Annotated in this window: 15 protein-coding genes; 7 read left to right on the plus strand and 8 right to left on the minus strand. The window is 70.5% G+C overall.

Going from position 1 to position 22,877, the window contains the following annotated elements; translation table 11 throughout:
• Positions 1-6 precede the first annotated feature (6 nt).
• The 5 genes from BLW86_RS39710 to abc-f all read right to left on the minus strand — a co-directional run bounded on the left by BLW86_RS39710 (position 7) and on the right by abc-f (position 7,714).
• The gene (locus tag BLW86_RS39710) at positions 7-1,803 is read right to left on the minus strand and encodes an AfsR/SARP family transcriptional regulator (RefSeq protein ID WP_256341772.1); all 1,797 of its coding nucleotides are present in this window, start codon (positions 1,801-1,803) and stop codon (positions 7-9) included.
• A 704-nt stretch (positions 1,804-2,507) separates the two neighbouring features.
• A complete protein-coding gene (locus BLW86_RS41695) occupies positions 2,508-3,020 on the minus strand; it encodes a hypothetical protein (RefSeq protein WP_143060355.1) in 513 nt (170 codons plus the stop codon).
• Between the two features lie 307 nt (positions 3,021-3,327).
• The gene (locus BLW86_RS39725) at positions 3,328-4,245 is read right to left on the minus strand and encodes a hypothetical protein (protein WP_093879181.1); all 918 of its coding nucleotides are present in this window, start codon (positions 4,243-4,245) and stop codon (positions 3,328-3,330) included.
• A 97-nt stretch (positions 4,246-4,342) separates the two neighbouring features.
• Positions 4,343-6,001 (minus strand): ABC-F family ATP-binding cassette domain-containing protein, encoded by a 1,659-nt coding sequence (locus tag BLW86_RS39730; RefSeq protein ID WP_093879182.1) that lies wholly within the window; start codon positions 5,999-6,001, stop codon positions 4,343-4,345.
• 78 nt (positions 6,002-6,079) lie between these two features.
• Complete coding sequence (abc-f, locus tag BLW86_RS39735) at positions 6,080-7,714, minus strand: ribosomal protection-like ABC-F family protein (RefSeq protein ID WP_093879183.1); 1,635 nt, start codon at positions 7,712-7,714, stop codon at positions 6,080-6,082.
• Between the two features lie 513 nt (positions 7,715-8,227).
• On the opposite strand from abc-f, the gene BLW86_RS39745 reads away from it, so the two are divergent.
• Together BLW86_RS39745 and BLW86_RS39750 are read left to right on the plus strand one after the other, a co-directional pair.
• A complete protein-coding gene (locus BLW86_RS39745) occupies positions 8,228-9,838 on the plus strand; it encodes a tannase/feruloyl esterase family alpha/beta hydrolase (RefSeq protein WP_093879185.1) in 1,611 nt (536 codons plus the stop codon).
• Positions 9,839-9,882: 44 nt separating this feature from the next.
• Positions 9,883-10,473, plus strand: a complete 591-nt coding sequence (locus BLW86_RS39750) for a DUF308 domain-containing protein (RefSeq protein WP_093879186.1) — start codon at positions 9,883-9,885, stop codon at positions 10,471-10,473.
• A gap of 94 nt (positions 10,474-10,567) precedes the next feature.
• On the opposite strand, the gene BLW86_RS42465 is transcribed toward BLW86_RS39750, so the two are convergent.
• Positions 10,568-10,738, minus strand: coding sequence for a hypothetical protein (locus tag BLW86_RS42465; RefSeq protein ID WP_177181989.1), 171 nt, complete (start codon positions 10,736-10,738; stop codon positions 10,568-10,570).
• Between the two features lie 24 nt (positions 10,739-10,762).
• On the minus strand, positions 10,763-10,954 hold the full coding sequence (locus BLW86_RS41700) for a hypothetical protein (protein ID WP_143060356.1): 192 nt from the start codon (positions 10,952-10,954) through the stop codon (positions 10,763-10,765).
• Positions 10,955-11,263: 309 nt separating this feature from the next.
• Between BLW86_RS41700 and BLW86_RS39760 the strand changes: the two genes are divergently transcribed.
• The 3 genes from BLW86_RS39760 to BLW86_RS39770 all read left to right on the plus strand — a co-directional run bounded on the left by BLW86_RS39760 (position 11,264) and on the right by BLW86_RS39770 (position 13,001).
• Positions 11,264-11,803: a helix-turn-helix domain-containing protein gene (locus tag BLW86_RS39760; RefSeq protein ID WP_093879109.1), complete on the plus strand. Its 540-nt coding sequence runs from the start codon at positions 11,264-11,266 to the stop codon at positions 11,801-11,803.
• Positions 11,800-12,330 carry a transposase gene (locus BLW86_RS39765; protein ID WP_256341748.1) on the plus strand — a complete coding sequence of 177 codons (531 nt, stop codon included), beginning with the start codon at positions 11,800-11,802 and terminating at the stop codon, positions 12,328-12,330. Before BLW86_RS39760 ends, BLW86_RS39765 begins: the two co-directional genes overlap by 4 nt.
• A 182-nt stretch (positions 12,331-12,512) precedes the next feature.
• Entirely contained in the window at positions 12,513-13,001 is a 489-nt protein-coding gene (locus tag BLW86_RS39770) for a hypothetical protein (RefSeq protein ID WP_093879188.1), read from the plus strand.
• A 107-nt stretch (positions 13,002-13,108) separates the two neighbouring features.
• Here the strand turns inward: BLW86_RS39770 and BLW86_RS39775 are convergent, their stop codons facing one another.
• Positions 13,109-17,170, minus strand: a complete 4,062-nt coding sequence (locus tag BLW86_RS39775) for a DddA-like double-stranded DNA deaminase toxin (protein ID WP_256341774.1) — start codon at positions 17,168-17,170, stop codon at positions 13,109-13,111.
• A 614-nt stretch (positions 17,171-17,784) separates the two neighbouring features.
• Here BLW86_RS39775 and BLW86_RS41345 point away from each other — a divergent pair.
• Together BLW86_RS41345 and BLW86_RS39785 are read left to right on the plus strand one after the other, a co-directional pair.
• Positions 17,785-19,734 (plus strand): trypsin-like serine protease, encoded by a 1,950-nt coding sequence (locus BLW86_RS41345; RefSeq protein WP_177181990.1) that lies wholly within the window; start codon positions 17,785-17,787, stop codon positions 19,732-19,734.
• 138 nt (positions 19,735-19,872) lie between these two features.
• Positions 19,873-22,761, plus strand: coding sequence for a trypsin-like serine protease (locus BLW86_RS39785; protein WP_143060357.1), 2,889 nt, complete (start codon positions 19,873-19,875; stop codon positions 22,759-22,761).
• The last annotated feature ends 116 nt before the right edge of the window (positions 22,762-22,877 follow it).

The raw sequence follows: 22,877 nt of genomic DNA on the forward strand, positions 1-22,877 counted from the left end.
CGCCCCTCACCTGCGGAGCACGACACACCTCTCCACGGCCGAGGCCAACAGCCGGCGGTACCTCTCGCTCCCCGGGCCGTGACCGAGCGAGCGCGCCAGGTCCGGCAGTACGTACCGTTCGGCGGCGATCCACTCGGCGGCGTCGGTGTGTCCGGCGAAACGCTGGGGGATGATGCCCGGTCGGCGCGGCGGCGGGACCAGCGGGTCGTGGCCGGGTGTCAGCAGTGCCGAGGCCGCCTCCGTGCTGTACAGGTAGCGCTCGACGATCCGGGCGAGGGCCTCGGAGCGTGCGCTCGGCGGGTCCGACAGAAGGCACAGTTCCGCGGCGAAGGCGTGCAGCAGGCCGTGGCAGGCGTACCGTCCGGCGATCGGCTCGACAAGCAGGTGATGATCCATCAGCTCGGCCACGTCCTGCCGGGTCCGGCACAGGTCGGTGCCGGCTGGCAAGGTGATCTCACGCGACGGATGCAGGCCGAGTAACCGGAACAGACGCGCGGCCCTGCCGTCCAAGAGGTCGTACGAGCGGTGGAAGACGCTGCGGGTGTCGGTACGGGCGTCACTGCCCGACAGCATGTCGAGGCGCTCGGCGGGATCCCTCAGCGCGGCCGTGATCGTGCTCAGGGCGAGTCGCGGCCGGGCCAGCGCCCGGGCCCCGGCGACGGCCAGGGCCAGCGGCAGCCCGCCGCACAACTCCACGAGTTCCTCCCGGGCGGCCCGCTCGGCACTGGCCCCGGCCGGTTCCAGGGGCGGCAGGGACGGGTGGTGACCTCGAAGGTCCACGTGGATCCGCCCGTCGGGAAAGCGCTCGGAGGCCCGGTGACCCCAGTGCACGGCCGGGGTCGTCTTCCCGACCCCGGCCATACCGCAGATCACGGCCGTCGTCGTATGCGACGGCGTGCCGCGCTCCGGTGGCAGCAGTTCCAGGCACCGGCTCAGGACCTTCCGGCAGCCGGCGAACGATGCGCAGTCCGCGGGCAGTCGGGACGGCCCGCCGGCGGCGGTGGGCCGCCGTGCCGTCCGGCAGGTCTCGCCCGAGTCTCTGTGCCGGAGGAGGCGCTGCCGGGCGGCGCACAGCTCAGGTCCGGGATCGACCCCGAGCTCCTCGGCCAACCCCCGGCGGATGCCCTCGAACTGCTGCAGCGCCTCCGCCTGCCGCCCGGTCGCGGCCAGGGCGGCGATGATGCGGCGGTGCAGAGCCTCGTCGAAGGGATGGCACTCCACCGCGCGCCGCAACGTCGCCAGCGCTTCGTCGGTCAGGGCCGGTGCCGCCGAGAGCACGGTGTCAGCCGCCTCCTTCACCGTCGCGACGAACTCGTGCCCGACCGAGGTGAAGACCGGATGCTGCGCCACCTGGGTGCCCGTCGCGACCACCGGGCCGCGCCACAGTCGCAGCGCCGCCATGAAGTCCTGCGCAGCCTGTGCGGCGGAGCCGCCCCCGAGGACTCGCTGTGCCCGCGCTCTCAGATCGCGGAAGCGCGGCAGGTCCGAGGTGGAGCTGTCGCCCCGCAGCCGGTATCCGTCCGCGGTGCGTACGAGGTGTGTCGCCTCCGTCCTGCTCCGGAGTTCGGGTTCGAGCGTCCTGCGCAGCGCGCCGATGTGCCGGTGCACGACATTGACTGCGCTGGCCGGTGGTGCTTCGCCCCACAGGACGTCCACCGCTTCGCTCAGGAGGAGGGGGCCGGGAGCACGCAACACGAGCAGAGCGAGCAGCGCCATCCGCTTCGGCGGGCCCGGATCGACCTCGGTGCCACCGCGCAGGACACGCACGGTGCCCAGGACCGAATAGCGCGCGTTCAGGTCCATTCGCGGCCGATCCCATCGTTTCTCACATCGTGCCACAGTCCGTCAGGTCGGGCCGCCACGTGACACATGTGCACGGGCGGGGACGCCGAAACGGCACATCCGACAAAGTATCCAGCATGACACCTGGAGGCGGAACGCGACCGCACATGTTCCGCCCGCCCGACGTACGACATGTGATGGACCTTTCGATCCGACGTTCCGTTGTCCAGGTGGAGGTCCCCACCGCCGAACACGCGGGTGGCGAGACCTGGGCGGCCGTCCGGAGCCCAGATGATCCCCGTGGCCGATGACCGTCCCGGCGCCGGCGGTCCGAATCCCGGCTCGGGGGCCACCGGCGCGCCCTCCTCCGTACGACACCTCTCCTCTCCGCGCCTCCGGTCAGGACGGCGAGCGCAGGGCGTCCACGGGCTCCATCCTCGCGGCCCGCAGCGACGGGCACAGGCCCGCGAGCGCGCCGGCGACCGGGGCACCCAGAGCAGCCGGGCGACCTGGTCGACGAGGACGACCACCCGGTCGCGCCGGGCGATGCCCCCTTCGTCGAAGAACCGGCCCGTCGCCATGGTGCCGTGCACCGCCGCGGGCAGGGTGGGGGTGGCCGACACCACCGCCGGGGTCTGACCGGTCACCGTCCCCGGGGCAACCACGTCGTTCGTCCGCACCTGCACCGAAGCCGTGTCGTCGGACTCCGACAAGGCGGCGACCGGCTAGATCCCGGTCAGCCGCGCCACCGCTTCGGGACCGGTCCACGGCACCAGGGCCGGCCTGGGAGAGCCCGGCGGGCGCACCGGCACCACGACCGACACCGAGGTGGCCGTGAGGGCATCGAATCGGCCGACGATCTGGTTGGCCGTCGAGGCGGCACCGCTCGTGATGACGAGTGTGCCGATGCCGAGCACCGTGCCCAGGATGGTCCGCGCCGAACTCACCGGACGGGCGAGCACACCGGCCAGCGCTTCGGACCACAGGTCCCGTGGGTCCCTCCGCGGGCGGTCACGGCGCCGGCCGCGACGCGACCCGCGGGCAGAACCCAGTCGCGGACGCCTCCCTCTTGCCACCTCATGCCCGAGCCGGCCGACGCGGATGTGCACGCGCCTGCCCGCACTCGCGCTCACCGCCTCGTCATGCGTCATCACCAGCGCGGACCGGATGGACCGCATCCGGCGCCGGGTACGACGCCAGCGCAGGCGGGCGGCCGCTGCCGCCGCTTCGGCCGTCACGGCTGTCACGACCGCCGTGGCCCTGGCGTACGTCGTGTCGGGCACCGCGGCCGGGCGCGCCGAACCCGTGGTCCCGGCGGCGGCCGGACCCGCCACCGCCCGTCTGCTCGGACCGGACCGACCGGTGACGGTCGAACTGCCGAAGAGCCGGCATGCGGTGTCCCTCCACGATGCACGCAGCACACCCTCGACGTGGCGATCACCGTGTGCCGACGCGGCACGGCGGATTCGGCCGTAGCGGCGGCCCTGGACCTGCTGGACGGAGTGTTCTCGGAAAGCCGGCCGGGCACGGCACGGCTGTCGGGTCTCACGGAACGCGTACGGGTTCCGGCTGACGGTCGGGCTCCGCCTCCGCCCCGTGGCTCTCCGGGGCACCGAACCACGCCACCGCCACCGCGCCCGTGACCGCCAGGACGAAGCCGAGAACGGCCGCCCAGGCGAAACCCGGGCGGGAGGCGTCTCCCAGCCACCACACACCGATCATCCCCGGCAGCACGGTCTCGCCGACCACGAGCGCCGCCGTCGCCCCGTTCACCGAGCCGACTTGCAGCGCGACCGTGTGCAGGTACATGCCGCCGACGCCGGCCACCAGGATCGCGTACAGCGCCGGGTCGGTCAGGAGCGTCCCCAGGGCGAAGGGGTCGATGCCGTTCAGGATCCGCACTCCGACCCCGAGCGCGCCGAAGCCGAGACCCGACAGAAGGCCGGCGAGGATCGCCGCCCGGGCGCCGAGCACCCGTACGAGGACCGTGCCGCCGGCCATCAGCAGCAGGGAGACCGCGAGCAGCCACCAGTGCGTGGCGATCGGGGTGCGTCCGCTGCCTTCCGGGCCCGCCGCGCTCGCAAGCAGCACCAGGGCCGAGCAGACCACGCCGATCGAGGTCCACTCGGCGCGGGTCAGCCGGATGCCGAGCAGCCGCACGCTGAGGACGGCCGTGATGACCAGGTTGGCGCTGATCACGGTCTGGGAGAGAAACAGCGGGAGCAGGCGGGCGGCGAGCGCCCCGAGGCCGAAGCCGACGAAGTCCAGGATCGTGCCGGCGATGAATTCCCAGGTCATCGCGGCCTTCGCGGTCGACGACAGGCTCGGACCGCCGTGCTGGGTGACCCGCCCCGCCGCGGCCGTCTCGCGCCGGGCGGACTTGCGGGAGCCGACGGCCTGCAGGACGGATCCCGTGCCGTAACAGATCGAGGCGGCGACGGCGGTCAGCAGTCCTACGAGCACAAGCAGGTCCCTTCACACGGCGCGGACCGGTCCGCGCCCGTTCGTCATCTGCTTGCCAGACGTCGGATCGGGCGCCCGCGTTGCCTGCGTCCGCAGGTCACAACCGGGCCGGGGCCACCTCTCGCACTCGGTCGCGTTCCGATGTCAGCCGCAGCTCACGGCCCTGCCAGCGACGCCGGAGCCAGCGGTCGTGACTGGCGACCACGATCGCTCCCGGTCCGCCGCCCAGCGCCTCTTCCAGTTCGTCGCACAGTCGGGGGGAGAGGTGGTTGGTCGGCTCGTCGAGCAGCAGCAGCTGGGGCGGACGGGCCACCAGGAGGGCAAGGGCCAGACGCCTGCGCTGGCCCACCGACAGTCGGTTGACCGGCTTGTCCAGGTCCGCCTCGTGCATCAGACCGAGCGACTCCAGCGGCACCTTCTCCGCCCGCGCCGCGCCCAGCGACAGCTCGTAGGTGTCGCGGACCGTGCGCTCGGGCCGTTCGAACACGGTGTCCTGGGTGAGAAGCCCCACCGTCAGCCGACGTCGGCGGCGCACCTCGCCCTCGGCCTCGAGACGTCCCGCGAGGACGGCCAGCAGCGTCGACTTCCCGGCGCCGTTCCCGCCCGTGACCAGCAGCCGCTCGGTCACCGCCACCTCCAGGGCGTCGAGAGCGAGCCGGCCCGGCACCCGGACCCCGTGCAAGGCCACCAGCGGCTGAGGTCCCTCCGAGGCCCGGGCAGCCAGGTCGCCGGCGGCGAACCGCAGCGGGCGCGGCGGCTCGGCGACCTGAGCGCGCTCCAGCTCCTCCAGGCGCCGGGCGGCGTTGCGCACCCGGCGGGAGATCTGGTTCTGCACCCGGCCCGCGCGATGGCCGTAGCCCATCTTCTCGTTGTCGGTACGGCCCCGATCCGGTGCGAGCCGGTGCGCCGTCACGCCCGCCGACCGGCGCAGCTCCTCCAGTTCCTGCTGCTCCTCGGCGTACCGCCGCTCCCAGCGCTCCCGCTCGGCGTGCTTCGCGGACAGATAGGCGCTGTAGTTCCCGCCGAAGCGGACCGGGCCGTCCACCGCCGGGTCGAGGTCGATCAGGTCGGTGCAGACGGCGTCGAGGAACGCCCGGTCGTGGCTGGCTACCACCACGGTCCCGGGCAGGCCGCGGACCTGGTCCTCCAGGAACGCGGCCGCGTCGTCGTCGAGGTGGTTCGTCGGCTCGTCCAGCAGCAGCGCCGACGGACGCCGTACGAGCAGGGCAGCCAGGGCCAGCCGCCCGCGCTGCCCTCCCGAGAGGGACCCGAGCGGACGGTCGCGTCCGACGCCGCCGAGGCCCAGGCCGTCGAGGACCAGGGAGGCCCGGCGGTCGGCGTCCCACGACTCCCGGTCCTGGGCCTGCTCCAGCCTCAGGCCGTAGGCGTCGAGGAGTTCCTGGTGACCCGGGGCGTCCTCCGGGACACGGGCGAGTTCCCCGCCGAGCCGGTCCAGCTCCGCGAGGTCCTCACGGGCCTCGCGGAGCGCCTCGTCAAGGACCGTGGCGATGGTGGAGTCGGCGTCGTACGGCATTTCCTGGTGGAGGAAACCGAGGTCGCCGGGGCGGGTGACGCTTCCGGCGTCGGGTTCGTCGACGCCGGCGAGCACCCGCAGCAGGGTGGACTTACCGACGCCGTTCTCCCCGATCAGACCGATGCGGTGGCCGGGGGAGGCGGTCAGGCTGACGCCGTCGAGGACCCGGCGGCCGCCCAGGTCGCGTACGAGGTCGTGGGCGAGGAGAGCGGGCTGGGGCATGGCTGTCCCTTCGATGTGTCGGTGGTCGGCCCGCGGGGCGTACGGCCCCGAGCGCGGGCCGTGTCACGCGTCGGCGGATCACGCCTCGGGGGCTCCGGTCTCCTTGAGCGCGCCGTCGGCCAGCCGCAGCCAGCGGTCCACGCCGATCCCGGTGAGGAACCTCTCGTCGTGACTGACCACCAGGAACGCTCCCTGATAGGAGTTGAGCGCGCTTTCCAGCTGGCCCGCGCTGACCAGGTCGAGGTTGTTCGTCGGTTCGTCGAGCAGCAGCAGCTGGGGGGCCGGGTCGGCGCACAGTACGCAGGCCAGGGTGGCGCGCAGCCGCTCGCCGCCCGAGAGGACCCCGACCGGCAGGTGGGCCCGGGGGCCCCGGAAGAGGAAGCGGGCGAGCAGGTTCATCCGCTCCGCCTCCGGCCGCGCGGGGGCGAAGGCGGCGAAGTTCTCCGCCACCGTGCGATCCGGGTCCAGCAGGTCCAGGCGCTGCGACAGATAGGCGATCCGGCCGTCGTTGCGCTTGATCTCCCCGCTGTCCGGGGCGAGGTCGCCGGTGATCAGGCGCATCAGGGTGGTCTTCCCCGCGCCGTTGGGCCCGGTCAGCGCGATGCGTTCCGGGCCCCGGACGGTCAGGTCGACACCACCCGGCGCGAACACGTCCTCCTCGCCCAGACGCACCTGCATGCCCTCGCCGAGGAACAGGTTGCGGCCGGCGGGCACCCGGGTGTCGGGCAGTTCCAGGGTGAGGCGCTGTTCCTCGCGCAGCGCGCGCCCGGCCTCGTCCAGGCGCGCCTTGGCCTCGCCGACCCGGGAGGCGTGCATCTGCCCGGCCCGGCCCGCGGCCTCCTGCGCGCCCCGCTTCATGGTGCCGGCGAAGATGCGCGGCAGGCCGGCGTTCTTGAGGTTCTTGGCGGCGTTGCTCGCCCGGCGGTCCGCGCGCTCGCGGGCCTGCTGCATCTCCCGCTTCTCCCGCTTGAGCTCCTGCTCGGCATTGCGCACGTTCTTCTCGGCGACCTCCTGCTCGGCGCGGACGGCTTCCTCGTACGCGGTGAAGTCGCCGCCGTACAGGCGCAGTTCGTCGCTGCCGAGTTCGGCGATGCGTTCCATGCGGTCGAGCAGCGCGCGGTCGTGGCTGACCAGGAGCAGGCAGCCGTTGAAGTCCGACAGCACGTCGTAGAGCTTGTGGCGGGCCTGAAGGTCGAGGTTGTTGGTGGGCTCGTCGAGCAGCAGCACGTCCGGGCGCCTGAGCAGCTGGGCGGCGAGGCCGAGGGAGACCACCTGGCCGCCGCTGAGCGTGCTCAGACTGCGGTTCAGGGCGAGGTCGGCCAGGCCCAGGCGGTCGAGCTGGGCACGGGTGCGCTCCTCGATGTCCCAGTCGTCGCCGATGGTGGTGAAGTGCTCCTCGGCGACGTCGCCGGACTCGACGGCGTCCAGGGCGCGGATCACCTCGGCGATGCCGAGCACCTCGGCGACCGTGAGGTTCCCGGTCAGGGGCAGGCTCTGCGGGAGGTGGCCGAGGGTGCCGTCGACGGACACCGTGCCGGTGGTCGGCCTGAGTTCACCCGCGATCAGCTTGAGCAGGGTGGACTTGCCGGAGCCGTTGGGGGCGACCAGGCCCGTACGGCCGGGAGGCACGCTGAAGGACAGGTCATCGATGACGGGGGTGTCGTCGGGCCAGGCGAAGGAGAGGTTCGAGCAGACGATGGCGGCGTCGGACATGAAGGGACCTCGGAGGTACTGAGGGCAGAGCTTGGTCCTCTGCCCTGGGCAGACGGGAGAAGGGGGTACGACGAAACGGACCACCTCAGCGGTGCATCCGAGCACCGGCCGGTGGCCGTCAGATCCGGATCTCACCCGGAGATGTCGTCTTCACCCGCCACGTCTGCGACTCCTCACTAGACAGTCAATGCCGTCTACCAAGGTAGCAGCCCATCCGGCCCGTCGAATGACCTAACACGTCCACATGTGTCGATGGTGCGCGTGCATGCGCCCACACCGTCAACTGACTGTTCCCCGGCCCCTGGAGACCGGCCAGAGTGGTGACCGGTCGGCGACACCACGAAAGGGAAAGTCACACTTCCCCTTTCGTCACCGATTTAAGCGGTGATAAATTCTACTCAGTCTTCGGTGCCGCCGCGAGCCTCTCCGCTCCGGACCATCACTCCTGCACAGCCGCCGTACACACATGTCGCCGTGCGCCCTCGCACGCACCTACTTTCCTGGATGGAACCCATGAGACGACGACTCCTGATTGCTCTCGCGGCCGGCGTGCCGCTGGCCGCAGCGGTGTACCTGCCCACCGCATCGGCCGAGACCCAGACCCCCGGCGCCTCCGCGCCGCTCGACTGCCGCACCGTGCCGGTCAAGGCCCCGGCCGACAGCGAGGTCGAGTCCGTGACAGCGGTACGCCAAGCGGGCGGCACCATCAAGGGCACCGGCATCCTCGAAGGCACGGTGACCGACGTCCCGGCCTTCTGCGAGGTGATCGTCACCCTCACCCACCCGGGCGCCGGCGACCACGTGAAGGTGAAGACCTGGCTCCCCGAGCAAGGCTGGAACGGCCGCTTCCAGGGCCTCGGCGGCAGTGCCTACGCCGCCGGTGACAACGGAGTCGGCCTCGCCACCGCGGTCAAGAACGGCTACGCCGCGACCACCACGGACGCCGGAGTCGGCGACGTACTCGACGTCGGCTGGGCGCTGAACGACAAGGGCCGGGTCGACAAGGCCCTGTTGGAGAACTTCGCCTCCCGCTCCCAGCACGAGGCCGCCGTCGTCGGCAAGGCCGTCGTCGCCGCCACCTACGCCAAGCGCGCCGACTACTCGTACTTCACGGGCTGCTCCACCGGTGGACGCCAGGGCTACATGGAGGCCCAGCGCTACCCCGACGACTACGACGGCATCCTCGCCGACGCGCCCGCGACCAACTGGGACGAGTACGAGGTCGCCACGCTGTGGCCGCAGGTCGTAATGAACAACGAGAAGACCTACCTCAGCGGCTGTGAGCTCGACGCGTTCACCGACGCCGCCGTCATGGCCTGCGACAAGCGTGACGGTCTCGTGGACGGCCTCGTCAACGACGCCTCCCGCTGCGACTTCGACCCGCGCCGGCTCATAGGCACCAAGGTGCTGTGCGAGGGCAGGGAACTGACCATCACCGCGGCCGACGCGGCCGTGGTCCGCAAGATCTGGGACGGTCCGCGCACCGCCTCCGGCGAGAAGCTGTGGCCCGGCGTCCCGGTCGGCGCGGACCTCAAGGGCCTGGCCGGCGCCCTCCCCGACAGTGAGGGCAACCTCAAGGGCGCGCCCTTCCCGGTGCCCGCCCACTGGGTCCAGTCCTGGGTGAAGAAGGACCCGTCCTTCGACCTCTCGACGATCACCTACAGCCAGTTCACCCAGCTGTTCAAGCAGTCCCAGGCCGAGTACGACCGGATCATCGGCACCGACGACCCCGACCTGTCCGCCTTCCGCAAGTCCGGCGGCAAACTGCTGACCTGGCACGGCCAGGCCGACCCCTTCATCCCCACCCAGGGCAGCGTGCTCTACCGCCAGCAGGTCGAGCGGGTCATGGGCGGCACCAAGAAGGTCGACGACTTCTACCGCCTCTTCCTCGCCCCCGGCACCGACCACTGCGGCCTCAACGGCACCGACGGATCCGCCGACGGCCTCTCCGCCCTCGTCGACTGGGTCGAGCGGGGCAAGGCCCCCAAGACCCTGCCCGCCACTCTGGTCAACGGCAAGGGCGAGAAGTTCGAGCGTGACCTGTGCCGCTACCCCGCGGTCTCCCGCTACCAGGGCCACGGCGACCCCGCCGACTTCCGCTGCGTCTCCCCGAACCACCGCTGACCGAGCCGCCGAGACCCGCCGTACCCGAGAAAGGCCGAACCCTCATGAGCACGCAGACCTCGACGCCGCCGAACGGAGCGGCCGCGGACGAACGCTCCTCCCTGCTGAGGCTCTACCTCACCCGCGGCATCCTGGCCGTGGCATGGGCCCTGGCGTTCGCCCGCGCCCATGAAGAGGTCGACGCCGTGGCGATCACGCTGCTGGTCGCCTACCCCCTGATCGACGCGGTTTCCTCGCTGCTCGACCACCGGGCGACGCCCGAGGGAGCCGAGCGCCGGGTCACCGCCTTCAACGGAGCAGTCAGCACGCTCGCCGCCGTCGCGGTCGGCATCGCCGGCGCCGGCGGCGAGGCACCGGTGCTGCACGTGTTCGGCTCCTGGGCCGTCATCTCCGGCGCCGCCCAGGTGATCGTCGGCCTGCGCCGCCGCGGCCCTGAGTTCGGCAAGCAGTGGCCCACCCTCATCTCGGGCGGGCTGTCCTTCGTCGTCGGCATCTTCTACAACCTCCAGGCCGCGGGCGGGAACTCCTCGCTCGACGTCCTCTCGGTGTACGCCACGGGCGGCGGCGTGTGGTTCATCGCCCAGGCCGTCCTGCTGGGCTGGAAGTCCAGGCAGCTGCGCACGCAGACTGCCTGACCTCCCGTCCGAAGACCTTCTGCCCGCGCCCTGTGAGGGGGCGGGCAGAAGCGCGCACGGAGCCCGCGGGCCACAGGTCCGTGGAGCGGTGTGCTCACGACGGTGCCCAGCACGGCGTCGGCGTACCGTCCGGATCCAAGCCGTACTGCCACAGCCTTTTGAAGACCCACTGATGGGTGTGGCCACCGCTGCCGTGGTCGGCACCCTTCTGGTAGAGGGCCTCGGCCCGCATCCCGCCGCCGGCCTGTTCCCGCATCTCCGCCAAGCGGAAGAGGGCATGGGGTCCACCCTATTCAGCGGCCTTCGTCACCAGGGCCTCGGCGCTCTCGCGCCGCTCGGACTGCTCCCGTGTCTGCGCCAGCCAGTACAAGGCACCGGTGTTGCCGTGCTCGGCGGCCTTCGTGGCCAGTGCTTCGGCACCCTCCTGGGGACCATCCCCGCGCAGGCGGGGAGCAGCCGCCCCCTTGATGGACTCAGACAACGCGTCCGGGACCATCCCCGCGCACGCGGATATTGTCCCGTGCTGCGTCAGAACGGCAAAGGTGGGGCGATCTGCTCTCCGCGTCTGTGGGGGTACCCCCCCCCACATCAGCATGATCTGCGATCTGTGCGGCTGCTGCTCCCCCCTCGCGCGGAGATGGTCCTCGAACAATGACCGCAGCGGACCGCGTTGTTACCTGCTCCCCGATCGCGGGGGTGGTTCCCCCGGACGGATACCACGGGTTACTGAGGTTGAACTCGTGGTGTCGTAGGGGCTGACGGCTGGTTGCTCATGCGGTATCAACGGGGCATGCGGTATCCACAAGGGGGCGGGCTGACCCCGGAACGGCAGCAGTTCCGCGAGGAGTTGCGGCTCCAGGCGGCCGAGCGGTTCGCCCAGGGCGAGGCAAGCTCGGTGATCGCCAAGGACCTTCGGGTCAGCGTCCGTTCGGTGCAGCGGTGGCGGCAGGTGTGGGATGAGGGCGGTCCGCGGGCTCTGCGGTCCCAGGGGCCGGCGTCGCTGCCGAGGCTGAGCCAGAAGCAGTTTGCCCAGCTGGAGGCGGAGCTGGCCAAGGGGTCTGCCGCGCACGGCTGGGAAGACCAACGCTGGACCCTGAGCCGTGTGAAGACGGTGATCGGCCGGCGCTTCCACCTGACCTACACGGTCCAGGGCGTGCGCAAGCTACTCGTGCGCAACGGCTGGTCCTGTCAGGTGCCGGCTCGACGGGCCATGGAGCGGGACGACGACGCGGTGGCCGGGTGGGTCAAAGAGGTGTGGCCCTGCGCGGAAGACTCGCGGCGGCCCGTGGAGCCTGGCTCGTGTTCGAGGACGAAGCCGGTTTCTCCATGACGCCGCCGCAGGCCAAGACCTGGTCGCAGCGCGGCCGGACCCCGGTGGTGCGGGTCCGAGGCCGTTCCCGCAGACGGATATCGATCGCCGCGCTGACCTGCTACAAACCCGGCCACCGGTCCCGGCTGATCTACCGGCCACGCAGGGACGACGGCCAACGCGACGGACGCAAGAGCTTCTCCTGGCGCGACTACCGTGACCTGCTGATCGCAGCACACCAGCAACTCGGCGGCCCGATCGTGCTCGTCTGGGACAACCTCAACGTCCACAAAGCCGCCGGCCTGCGCGAGTTCGCCGAGGCCCGGGACTGGCTGACCATCTACTACCTGCCGCCCTACGCACCCGACCTCAACCCCGTCGAAGGGATCTGGTCCCTCCTGCGACGCGGCTGGCTCTCCAACGTCGCCTTCAGCACCCCCGAACACCTCGTCCAGCGCATCCGACGCGGCCTACGGCACATCCAGTACCGCAGCGACCTCATAGACGGCTGCCTCGCCGAGACCGGCCTGCCCATCAAACCCGCCTGAGCAACAAACCCGCCTGAGCAACAACACGACACCACGAGTTCAACCTCAGTAGTGCCGTGTCAGGCGACGTTTGCCCTGTTGGCCAAGGGACGAGGACGAGCGTGAGCTGCGCGAGTGTGCGGGGCGGCTGTCTCGAGTCGTATGCGATCATTTAGGAGCCTGATGGATTACTGCGAGGGAATATGTGGTTCGAAAAGCCGTTGTCTCAAGATCGCCAGGATTGGCAACTGAGCCCGTTGCTGTCTGTGGGGCCGCTGGAGTTCGGCATGGGGCCCGGCGAAGTGGCTTCGGTACTCGGTTTGACCGCAGGGCTTCAGTCGAACGGGGCGGCAGTCTTCGCTCCGTTCTGGAATCTGGGGATCACCGCCTTTTATTCTGACCGTACCGATCCGAGGTTGGCTGCTGTGGTGGTGGACCACCTGCGCGGTCCACAGGTAAGTTTCGGCGACGAGGCACTCACCGGCCGACTGCCGTCCGAGCTTGATCCCTGGATCGATCGCATGGCAGACCTCGGGCATGAGCTTCTCTTCACCTCGAACGGGCAGCCCAGTTTCCGTGATCTGGGCATTCTCCTGCAGCTTCGTCCGAACGGGGACCGGTCGTACAGCCGGCCGGTCCTTCTGGGCGGACAGTGGGCCGACAGGGACTGGGAAGCCCTGCCCATCATCTAGCAGGGCTGGTTGTCGCGGGCCGTCCTGGAAACTGCAACCATCGGCACCCGCATCGCATGAAGGCGCTGCTCTGCGTGTGCAGAGCAGCGCCTTCATCTATTCAGCGGTTACCTCTCGCAGTCCTTTCCGGTCGCGAGACCCTCCAGCTTCATGGGTTCCGGCATGTCGGGGTAGTGGACGATCAGCGTCTGTCCCACGCAGAGGAGTGCGGGAACGGCCTGTTGGCATCCCTGGTTTCCTCCGTCCTTCGGGCAGACATAGTTGGTGTTGATGACGACGTCCATTTTGTTCGGGGCTTTCCCCTGGCGCATGTAGAGAGCAAGCTTCGTCTCCACGTGGTCGGCCGCCCAGACGCCACCCTTTTCGAGATCGAAATTCGGTGACTCGCGAAGAATTTTGTTGATCTCGTCGGAGAGGCCGCTCTTGCCGCTCCAGATGGGATCCTTCCAGAACCGCTTGCCGTCGGCGAAGGCGTACCCGACGGTCTTGTCCGTGTCAGGCAGGTCCGCCCATGCGTCGAGCACCCACTTCTCGCAGAGAGCGCCGTCGGTGTTGTGGACCAGGACGTCCGTGGTGCCGGTGTTGACGTAGTAGGTGTGGGTGCCTTCGACGGTGAGGTCGTAGGCGGGCTGAAGGCCCTTCCAGTGGCTGATCCGGCCGACCTGGATCGCCGTGCCGACCGGGGTCCGCAAGGCGTCGCCGACGCGAAGGTCGGTGGCGTCCACCCAGCGCTTGCGGTTCTCCACCCAGTACGGGTGGTGATCGGTGGAGGTCAGGCCGGAGCCGTCCGACAGCGTGACGTCGGTGAAGTCGCGGTCGTCGGGGGTGGTGATGGTGCGGGTGACCGGCCGGGCCGCGGTGTCCCCGGTGGCGGGGTCGGTAGCGGTGACGAGGTCACCGACCTGGACCTTCTCGATGGCCCGGTGGGTGCCGTCGGCCATGAGCACCTTGGTGCCGGCGGGGAAGCTGTGCTTGGCGGCTTCCACGAGGCATTCGGTGGCGCGGCGTCCGGCCCGCATGCCTCTGATGCCGTCGATCGCGTCGTCGACCTTGGTCAGCAGCTTCAGCTTGCCGACCGGCAGGACTCCGGCCGCGGCCATGGTGCAGCCGACAAGTGTGGGGGTGGTGATACAGGCCTTGATGTCGTTGAGGCTGGTGACCTCCCACACGATCTCGCGGAGGGTGGGGTCGATCTCCGGCATGCGGATCTCGGAGTGCTCCGGATCCAGCGCGCAGGCCATGATCGGTGCCATGGTCTCGCGGGTGGGGTGCGGGACGCAGATCCGCTTGGGTTTGGCTTGCTCCTGCCTCTTGCGGTCTTCCTCGGCCCGGCGGCGGGCCTCGGCCTCCTCTTTCTCCCGCAGAGCCAGGACCGCGCTCCAGGCCTGCTTGGCCTCGGCCTCGGCCTGGTCCTTGCTCTTGCCGGCCGCGATCGCGGAGGCACGCGCCTCGTCAGCCGACTTGTCCGCCTCGCGCGCGGACTGGCGGGCGTAGTCCGCGGAGAACTGGGCCTGAGCTGCGGAACTCTCTGCTGCCGAGGCGTCGGCTTCGGCGCGGTTGGCAGCGCTGCGCGCCGAGGCGGCGGAGTTCGCGGCCGCGGTCGCGCTTGCGGCGGCCTTGTCGGCCGAGGCCTTCGCGGAAGCGGCGAACCCGGCGGCATCGTTCTTGGACTGCAGCGCCTGGGCCGCGGCGTCTTGGGCCTCGGCATCGGCCTTCACGGCCAGCGCGGCGGCCTGAGCCGCCTTCCAGCGGTTCTCCTGCGCCTTCGCGGCGACTTCGTCGCCTTCGGCGAGGAGGACCTCGATCTGGTTCTTGTGGTGGTCGGCGAGGTCGTCCTTGCGCTGGGCCATGTACTGGCCGGTGGTGACGAACTCGTGCAGCAGGTCGGGCGGGCCGGCCAGGGCGATCTTGGCGGCCGCCTTGACCTCCGCGCCTCCGGTGGTGGCAAGACGCGCGGCGGTGACCTTGTCGTCGTCGACGCGCTCGGCGTACTGAGCGGATTGCAGGAAGACCGCCAGGGCCCTGCCGGTGCCCTCGGCGAGGGCGGCCTTGGCCGCCTCCCTGACACCGGGGCCGCCGGTGTTGGTGAGCCGGGCGACGTCGACCTTCATGTCGTCGAGGCCGACGGCGTACTGACCGCTGGTGTAGAAGCCGCGGATCTGCTCGGGCGTGCCCTTGAGGATCTCGACCGCAGCGGTGCGCACGGAGGCGTACGGGCTCTGGGTGGAGAGGGTGAGTACGCGCTGGCGGACGTCGTGCTGTTCGGCTTCCTTCCAGCGGGTGCGCAGGTAGTCCAGGACGTCCTGGTCGGTGCCGGCGAGCGCGCGGGCGGCGGCTTCCTGGTGCCAGGGGCCCAGCAGCTTCATCGCCTGCATGGCCAGCTCGCGGCCCTTCTTGGCGGTCGCGGCGACATCGACGTCCGGCCGGCTCGCCTCCTGCGCGAGAAGGGTGGCCGTGTCCTGCAGGCCCAGCGCCTGGACCTGGGAGGCGGCGGAGGCCGAGATGGCCCGGTCGCTCGCGGACTTCGCCGAGCGGGCGCGCTCGACGGCGGCCTCGGTGCGGGTCGTCAGATCGTCGGCCTCGGCCTGGTTGGCAAGGTCGAAGATCTCCCGGGCCTTCTTCACCGCGGCCGAGGCCGCCTCCGCAGCCGTCTTGGCCGCGTCGGCGTTCTTCTGGGCCTGAGCCGCGTACGTCGAGGCGTTGCCTGCCTGGCGGACGGCTTCGTCAGCGAAGTTCGCGGCGTTCTCGGCGTGCGTGGCGGCGGAGTTCGCCGCGTCGCGCGCCTCGTAGGCGGCCGTGGCCGCTCGGCGTGCCAGGGCAGAGGAGCGGTCGGCGGCAGCGCGTGCGGCGGTCGCGTGACGACGGGCCTCGGCCGCGGCCTGCCGGGCCTCGTCCGAGTGCAGGCCCGCCTCGTCGGCGTAGGTGTTGGCTTCCTCGGCCGCGGCTGCGGCCGCGTCGGCGTTGTCGGAGGCTCCCTTGGCGGCGCCCGCCGCCAGGCCGGCGGCCGCGGATGCGATACCGGCCTTCTCGGCCGCGGCGGCGGAGTCCTTCGCCAGCTGTGCCGCTGCCCGTGCGGTCGCCGCGGCGCCGCGGGCGGCCTCGGCGTTGTCCTTGTTCCCGGCCGCGGCGATGGCCGCGTTGTAGGCCTTGTTCGCGGCGTCGGCGGCCGCGGCGGCCGCCGACGCGGTCTGGGCTGCGGCGAGAGCGGCCCGGCGGGCGGCACGGTTGGCGGCGTTGGCCGATCCGATGGCCTCCTGGGCGGCCGACGCGGCGGCACGGGCAGCGTCGGCGGCCTGCTTGGCCTTGACCGCGGCGCGCTCGGAGTCGGCCTTGGCCGCCTGTGTCTCCCTCGCGGCGTTCTGAGCAGCGGTCTTGGCCAGCTCCGCTGCCGTGATCGCCTTGGCGGAGGCCTCCTGGGCCTGCTTGGTGGCGTCCTCGGCCTGCTTGCCGGCCTGCTTGGCCTGCTCGGTCAGCTCAGCGATCGAGGCGTGGACCTGGTCGCGGTTGCGGGCGGTGAACTGCCCGACCTCCAGGAACTCGACGATGTCCTCGGGCGTGCCCTTCAGCGCGACCTTCGCCGCCGCCTTGACGTTCGGGCCGCCCGTGTTCGTCATCCGGGCCACGTCCACCCGGTTGTCGTCCTGTTGCGCGACGTACTGGCCGGAGTTCAAGAACTCCTCGCGGTCGGCGAAGCTGCCCAGCAGGGCGGCCTTGCCCGCGTCGCGTACGCCCGGGCCCCCGTAGGTGACGATCCGCGCGATGTCGACCTTGCGGTCCTCGTCCAGCGGATCGCGGAACCCGTAGAGGAGGAACCTCCGCAGGTCCGCGGGCGACTTCAGCATCGCCTCCTTGGCGGCCTGCCGAACCCCCGGCCCACCGGTCATGGCCATCCGGGCCGTATCGACCCGGTTGTCGTCGTACTCGATGGACGGGGCCTCGTCCAGGAACTTCTGGATCGCCTCCGGACCGCCCAGCAGCGCCTGCTCGGCGGCCTCCTTCACTCCCGGACCGCCGTTGTGCCAGAAGTCGACGATCTGCGCCCGGACTTCCTGCGGCGACAGGGTCGGGGCCTCGTCCGCTGCCGCGGCGGGTCCACCCAGCAGGCCCGAGAGCAGGCCGGCCGCGAGCAGCCCTCTCAGACCACGCCGACGCGCGGAAAACCTCTCCAATGCTCCCGAACCAGACGTCCAGGAGGGTATTCGCCGTCTCACGCGGCGCCCCCTTTAAAATACCTCGCTTCAGCCCTCCGGAACGGCACGGAATCAACCCGAGGAAGGGGCTTCATTGAAATTGTGCGTATTGCACTTGACTGAAAAGAGTCCATCGGGCCGTTCGAGGAGGGTTCGATCCGGATGATCGTACAGCCGCGACAGGGCTCTGCCGCACCAGGCCGACCCGGTGACTACGGATCGACAACTCCCAGGTCCGGACGTGTTTCTGTCGTGGCGTTCGCGTCAGGCGGCGTGATTCTGGGCCCCGCGACGCCGTTGCTACCTGACAACCAGTCAGTAGCGTGAAGGGTTGCACGGCAGCTCAATGTTTTTTTGAGATCTTGATCATGTTTGAAATGGCCGGAAGGTGATCTTGGGCATGATTGAATCCTCGGGGAAATCAGATAGGACCTCCGTGTCTTGTCTCCTGCTTTTCTGGAAGGCCCGCAATGGCTATACCCCGCGCCCGCAGACACCTGATGGCCGGTGTGCCGTCAGCGCTCGCACTGACCACTTTGTCCCTCACAGCGGCTCCTCCGGCATCCGCGGACTCGCTGCCCGGTGTGGATGCGATGTCGTATGCGGTGGAGGACTTCTCCTACCCCGGTGCGGCGGCCATCCAGACGGAGAAGGCGATCACGCTCAAGCGTGGTGACGGCAACCTGATGCTGCAGGCCTGCGACGGCACGCAGGACATGACGGTCAACACCCGCTCAGGGCTGAAGGACTACTGCTTCGACGTCAAGACGAAGCCGGCCTACCTCTCCCTGGAACTGCCCTCCGCGTACGGGATCTGGACCGAGGCCTACCCGGTCAAGACCACCATCGAGGCCGACGGCACCAAGACCGTCATCGACGCCCCCGCCAACGACTTCACCGGCTACGGCGAAGCCACCGCGGACCGCATCAAGTCGAGCCTGATCGAACTGCGTGTGACCGGCACGAACGCCAACCCGCCCGCCCCCAGCGGCGACCAGACGCTCGCCTTCACCGGCAAGGTCACCGTGGGGGACGCAAAGCGCTCCTGCACCGCCACACTGGTCGACCCGTACTGGGCCCTTACCGCCAAGCACTGCTTCGCCGACAACCCGGCCGACACCAGCACGGTGACCGCCGGCGCGCCGAAGGAGAAGACGACCCTCACCGTCGGCCGCACCGACCTGGCGACCTCCGGCGGCCACACCACCGACATCGTCGAGCTCGTCCCCCGCGCCGACCGTGACCTCGTCATGGTCCGCCTGGACAAGCCAGCCGCGAACGTGACTCCGGTGGCACTGTCGACGACGGCCCCGGCCGACGGCGAAGCGCTCACCATCGCTGGCTTCGGCCGCACGAAGACCGAATGGGTGCCCTCCAAGCTCCACACGGCCACCTTCACCGCCAGCGCCGCCGACGCCACCGGAGTTCTCCTGGCGCCCGAGTCCCCGGCCGACGCCACCCTCTGCCAGGGTGATGCGGGCGGCCCGGCGGTCCGTACGGAGAACGGCAAGCCGGCCCTCGTGGGCATCACCGCCCGCTCCGGCCAGACCGGCTGCCTCGACGCCACCAACACCACCGCCGGCGCCTACGACGTACGCACCGACAACATCCGCGACTGGATTCAGCAGACCCGCGCCACCAGCCTGGGCTGGAAGACCGAAGCGCTCGTCCAGAGCGGCACCAAGCTGTACCAGGCGATCCGCCTGTCCGACGGCACCTGGACGGACTTCACCGACGTCGAGGCCAAGAGCGGCTCCATCGGCGGCGTCCGCGCCGCCGCGGTCGCCGGCATCAACGGTGACACCCACGTGGTGGCGCTGGGCGGCAACGGCCACCTCTACCACACCAGCCGCAGGCTGGACGGCACCTGGGGCGCCTTCGGTGACGTCAACGGCGTCGCAGGGGCACTGAGCAACATCACCCAGGTCTCCGCCGTGTCCATCGGCTACGACCTGCACGTCGTGGCCGTCGCGGGCGGCAAGGTCTACCACACCGTCCGCAACGGTGCCGACGGCACCTGGAGCCAGTTCGGCGACGTGGCTGGAGCAGCCGGACCCATCGGCTCGGTGACCTCGGTCGCCACCGCGAGCGCCGGCGGCGAGCTCCAGCTCATCGCCGTCAGCGGCGGCAAGGCCTACCACACCATCCGTCATCCCAACCGCCAGTGGAGCGGCTGGGGCGACGTCGCCAAGGCCGCCGGTACCACCGGACCGATCAGCTCCGTTGCCATGGCCGGCACGGGCAGCGACACCCAGATCGTCATCGCCACCGACAACGGCACCCACCAGTACCACACCATCCGCAAGGGCGACGGCACCTGGTCCGGCTTCGGGAACCTGACCGGCTACATGGGCAGCATCACCGCCAAGTCCGTCGCCGCGGCAGCCGTCGACGGCGAACTCCAGGTCGCCGCCATGACCACCGACGGCAAGATGGTTCACACCATCCGCCACACCGACGGCACCTGGAACGCCACAGTCCCGGTCGCCCTCAACGGCCTCACCGGCACCCTGGGCACCCTCGCCCTCGCCGGCACCCTCTGACCACAGCTCAGAACCGAGGTACGCCTCGACGATGCGGGGCCCGTGCCTGTCGGCTGGGCCCCGCCCGCGCGCCCGAACAAGGCCAGCGCCAACACACACCACCCGCACCATCGCACCTGCACCTTCGAAAGGTCCACCATGCCCAGACCCCGTGCGCGCAGATACCTGGCGGCAAGCCTGCCGTCCGCACTCGCGCTGACCGCCGCATCCCTGACCGTCGCGCCCTCCTCCGCAGCCGACTCGTGGCCCGCGGCTGCCGACGGCATGGCCTACGCGGTAGAGGATTTCTCCTACCCCGACGCCGCGGCCATCCAGGCGGAGAAGGCGATCACGCTCAAGCGTGGTGACGGCAACCTGATGCTGCAGGCCTGCGACGGCACGCAGGACATGACGGTCAACACCCGCTCGGGCCTGAAGGACTACTGCTTCGACGTCAAGACGAAGCCGGCCTACCTCTCCCTGGAACTGCCCTCCGCGTACGGGATCTGGACCGAGGCCTACCCGGTCAAGACCACCATCGAGGCCGACGGCACCAAGACCGTCATCGACGCCCCGGCCAACGACTTCACCGGCTACGGCGAAGCAACCCAGGACCGCATCAAGTCGAGCCTGATCGAACTGCGCGTCACCGGCGAGAGCGCGAACCCGCCTGCCCCCTCCGCAGACGCGACCCTCGCCTTCACGGGCAAGATCACCATCGGCGAGGGCAAGCGCTCCTGCACCGCCACGCTGGTCGACCCCCGCTGGGTGATCACGGCCAAGCACTGCCTCGCCGACGACCCCGCCGACACCAGCACCGTCACCGCCGGCACACCGAAGGAGAAGACGACCCTCACCGTCGGCCGCACCGACCTGGCGACCTCCGGCGGCCACACCACCGCGATCGTCGAACTCGTCCCCCACGCCGACCGCGACCTGGTCATGGCCCGCCTCGCCCAGCCCGCCGTCGGCCTCACGCCCGTCGCGCTCTCCAGGACCGCGCCGACCGCCGACGCGGCGCTCACCGTAGCGGGCTTTGGCCGTACCAAAACCGACTGGGTGCCCTCCAAGGTGCACTCGGCGGCCTTCTCCGTCGGCACCGTCGACACCGCCGGATTCGCCCTGGCAGCCAAGACCCCGGCCGACGCCACCATCTGCCAGGGCGACGCCGGCGCTCCCGCCCTGCGCACCGAGAACGGCGCCCCGGCCCTGGTAGGCCTGGTCAGCCGTTCCTGGCAGGGCAACTGCCTGGGCAGCACCGAAAGCCGTACCGGCGCCTACACCACCCGCGTCGACGACATCGCCAGCTGGGTCGAGCAGGTCCGCGCCCCGCGCAACGGCAGCCAGGTCTCCCTGCTCGCTGGCGGCGGCGGTGCGATGTGGTCACAGGTCGGAAACCTCGGATACGGGGAGTACGGGCAGTCCTGGGCCAAGGTCGACGGCAAGGACGTCTCCCGTGTGAGCACCGTCCGTGACGGTGACACGGTCCGTGCCTACGCCGTCGCCGGCGGCCGGGTCTTCGGCCAGGACCTGGATCTGGCCAGCGGCAAGTGGTCGGGCTGGGGCGAGGTCCCCGGTGGCGCCGCAGGCGTCAAGGACATCTCCGCCGCGCTGGTCGGCACCACCGTGTACGTCCAGATCGTGGGATCCGACGGCAACCTGTACGCACAGGCCGCGGATTACAAGGCCGGTCGCTGGAACAACACCTGGACCGCCGTCGGTGCCTCGGGGCTCTCCCGCATCACCAGCGCGGCGTCGGGCACCACTGTGAGGGTCCAGGCCATCGGCGGCAACGGGCATGTCTTCGGCCGGGACTTCGACACCCGTAACGGCACCTGGAGCGTCTGGGGAGAAATCCCGGGTGGCGCGGCCGGTGCCAAGGACATCTCCTCCAGCGTCGTCGGCAACAACGTGCACGTGCAGATCATCGGCTCCGAAGGCGCCCTGTACACCCAGTACGGCAACTACGACGCCGGCCGCTGGAACGACACGTGGACCACGGCCGGCGGCAGCGGTCTGACCAACATCACCAGCATCGCCTCGGGCAACGCCGTTGAGCTCTACGCGACCGGCACTGACGGCAAGATCAGCAACGCCGACATGGACACCACCAGCGGCACCTGGAGCACCTTCCGGGAGCTCCAGGGCGGCATGTCGGGAGCAACCGACGTCTCCGCCGGCGTCTTCCTCGCGCCCACGAAGGTGACCCTGGGCGCCGGCGCAGGCGGCACCGTGTTCACCCAGCAGGCCGCCCTGGCCAACGGCACCTACAACACCGCGTGGGGCAGCATCGGCGGCTCCGCCATCACGAGCCTCACCAGCGTGGAGATCAACACCGGCATCCGCTACGTCGGCGTCGCCGGCGGCAAGGTCTACGACCGCGCCTACGACGCGCGCACCAACACCTGGGGCGGCTGGTACGAGATCCCCGGCGGCGCCGGCGGTGTCAAGGACATCTCCGCCGCCATGATCAACAACGTGCTGTACGTACAGGCCCTCGGATCGGACGGCGGCCTCTACACCCAGGTCGGCGACTACAACGCCGGCCGCTGGAACACCGGCTGGACCGCTGTCGCCGGCATGACCGGCATGACCAACATCAGCAGCGCGAAGGCCGGCCCCTTCGTCCGCCTCTACGGCGTCGCGGCCGGCAAGGTCTACGGCCGAGACTACGACAGCCGCACCGGAGGCTGGACCGTCTGGGGCGAACTACCCGGCGGCATCACCGGCGCCAAGGACATCGCCGCATCCGTCACCCGCCACCTCGTCCACGTGCAGGTCATCGGCGCTGACGGCGCACTCCACGCGCAGACCGGCGACTACCTGGCGGGCGCCTGGAAGCCGACCTGGACCAAGATCGGCGGCACCGGCCTGACCCGAATCACCAGCGCCAGCGCTGTGGACAACATCCACGTCTACGCCATCGGCGCGGGAGGCAAGGTCCAGAACACCACCCTCGAGACCACGACGGGCTACTGGACCAACTGGCGCGAGATCCCGGGCACCCTCACCAGCCCCACCGACCTCACCGCCACCACCACCAAGTAACACCAACCGCAACAGTGCCCCGCCCCCGCCACAACAGGCGCGGGCGGGGCACTGCCGTAGAGGCCGCGCACTCACACGGCCCTTCTTGCGGAGGAGGGCACCTCTCCCCGTCGGTG

The sequence above is a fragment of the Streptomyces sp. TLI_105 genome (assembly GCF_900105415.1).
Taxonomy (GTDB): domain Bacteria; phylum Actinomycetota; class Actinomycetes; order Streptomycetales; family Streptomycetaceae; genus Streptomyces.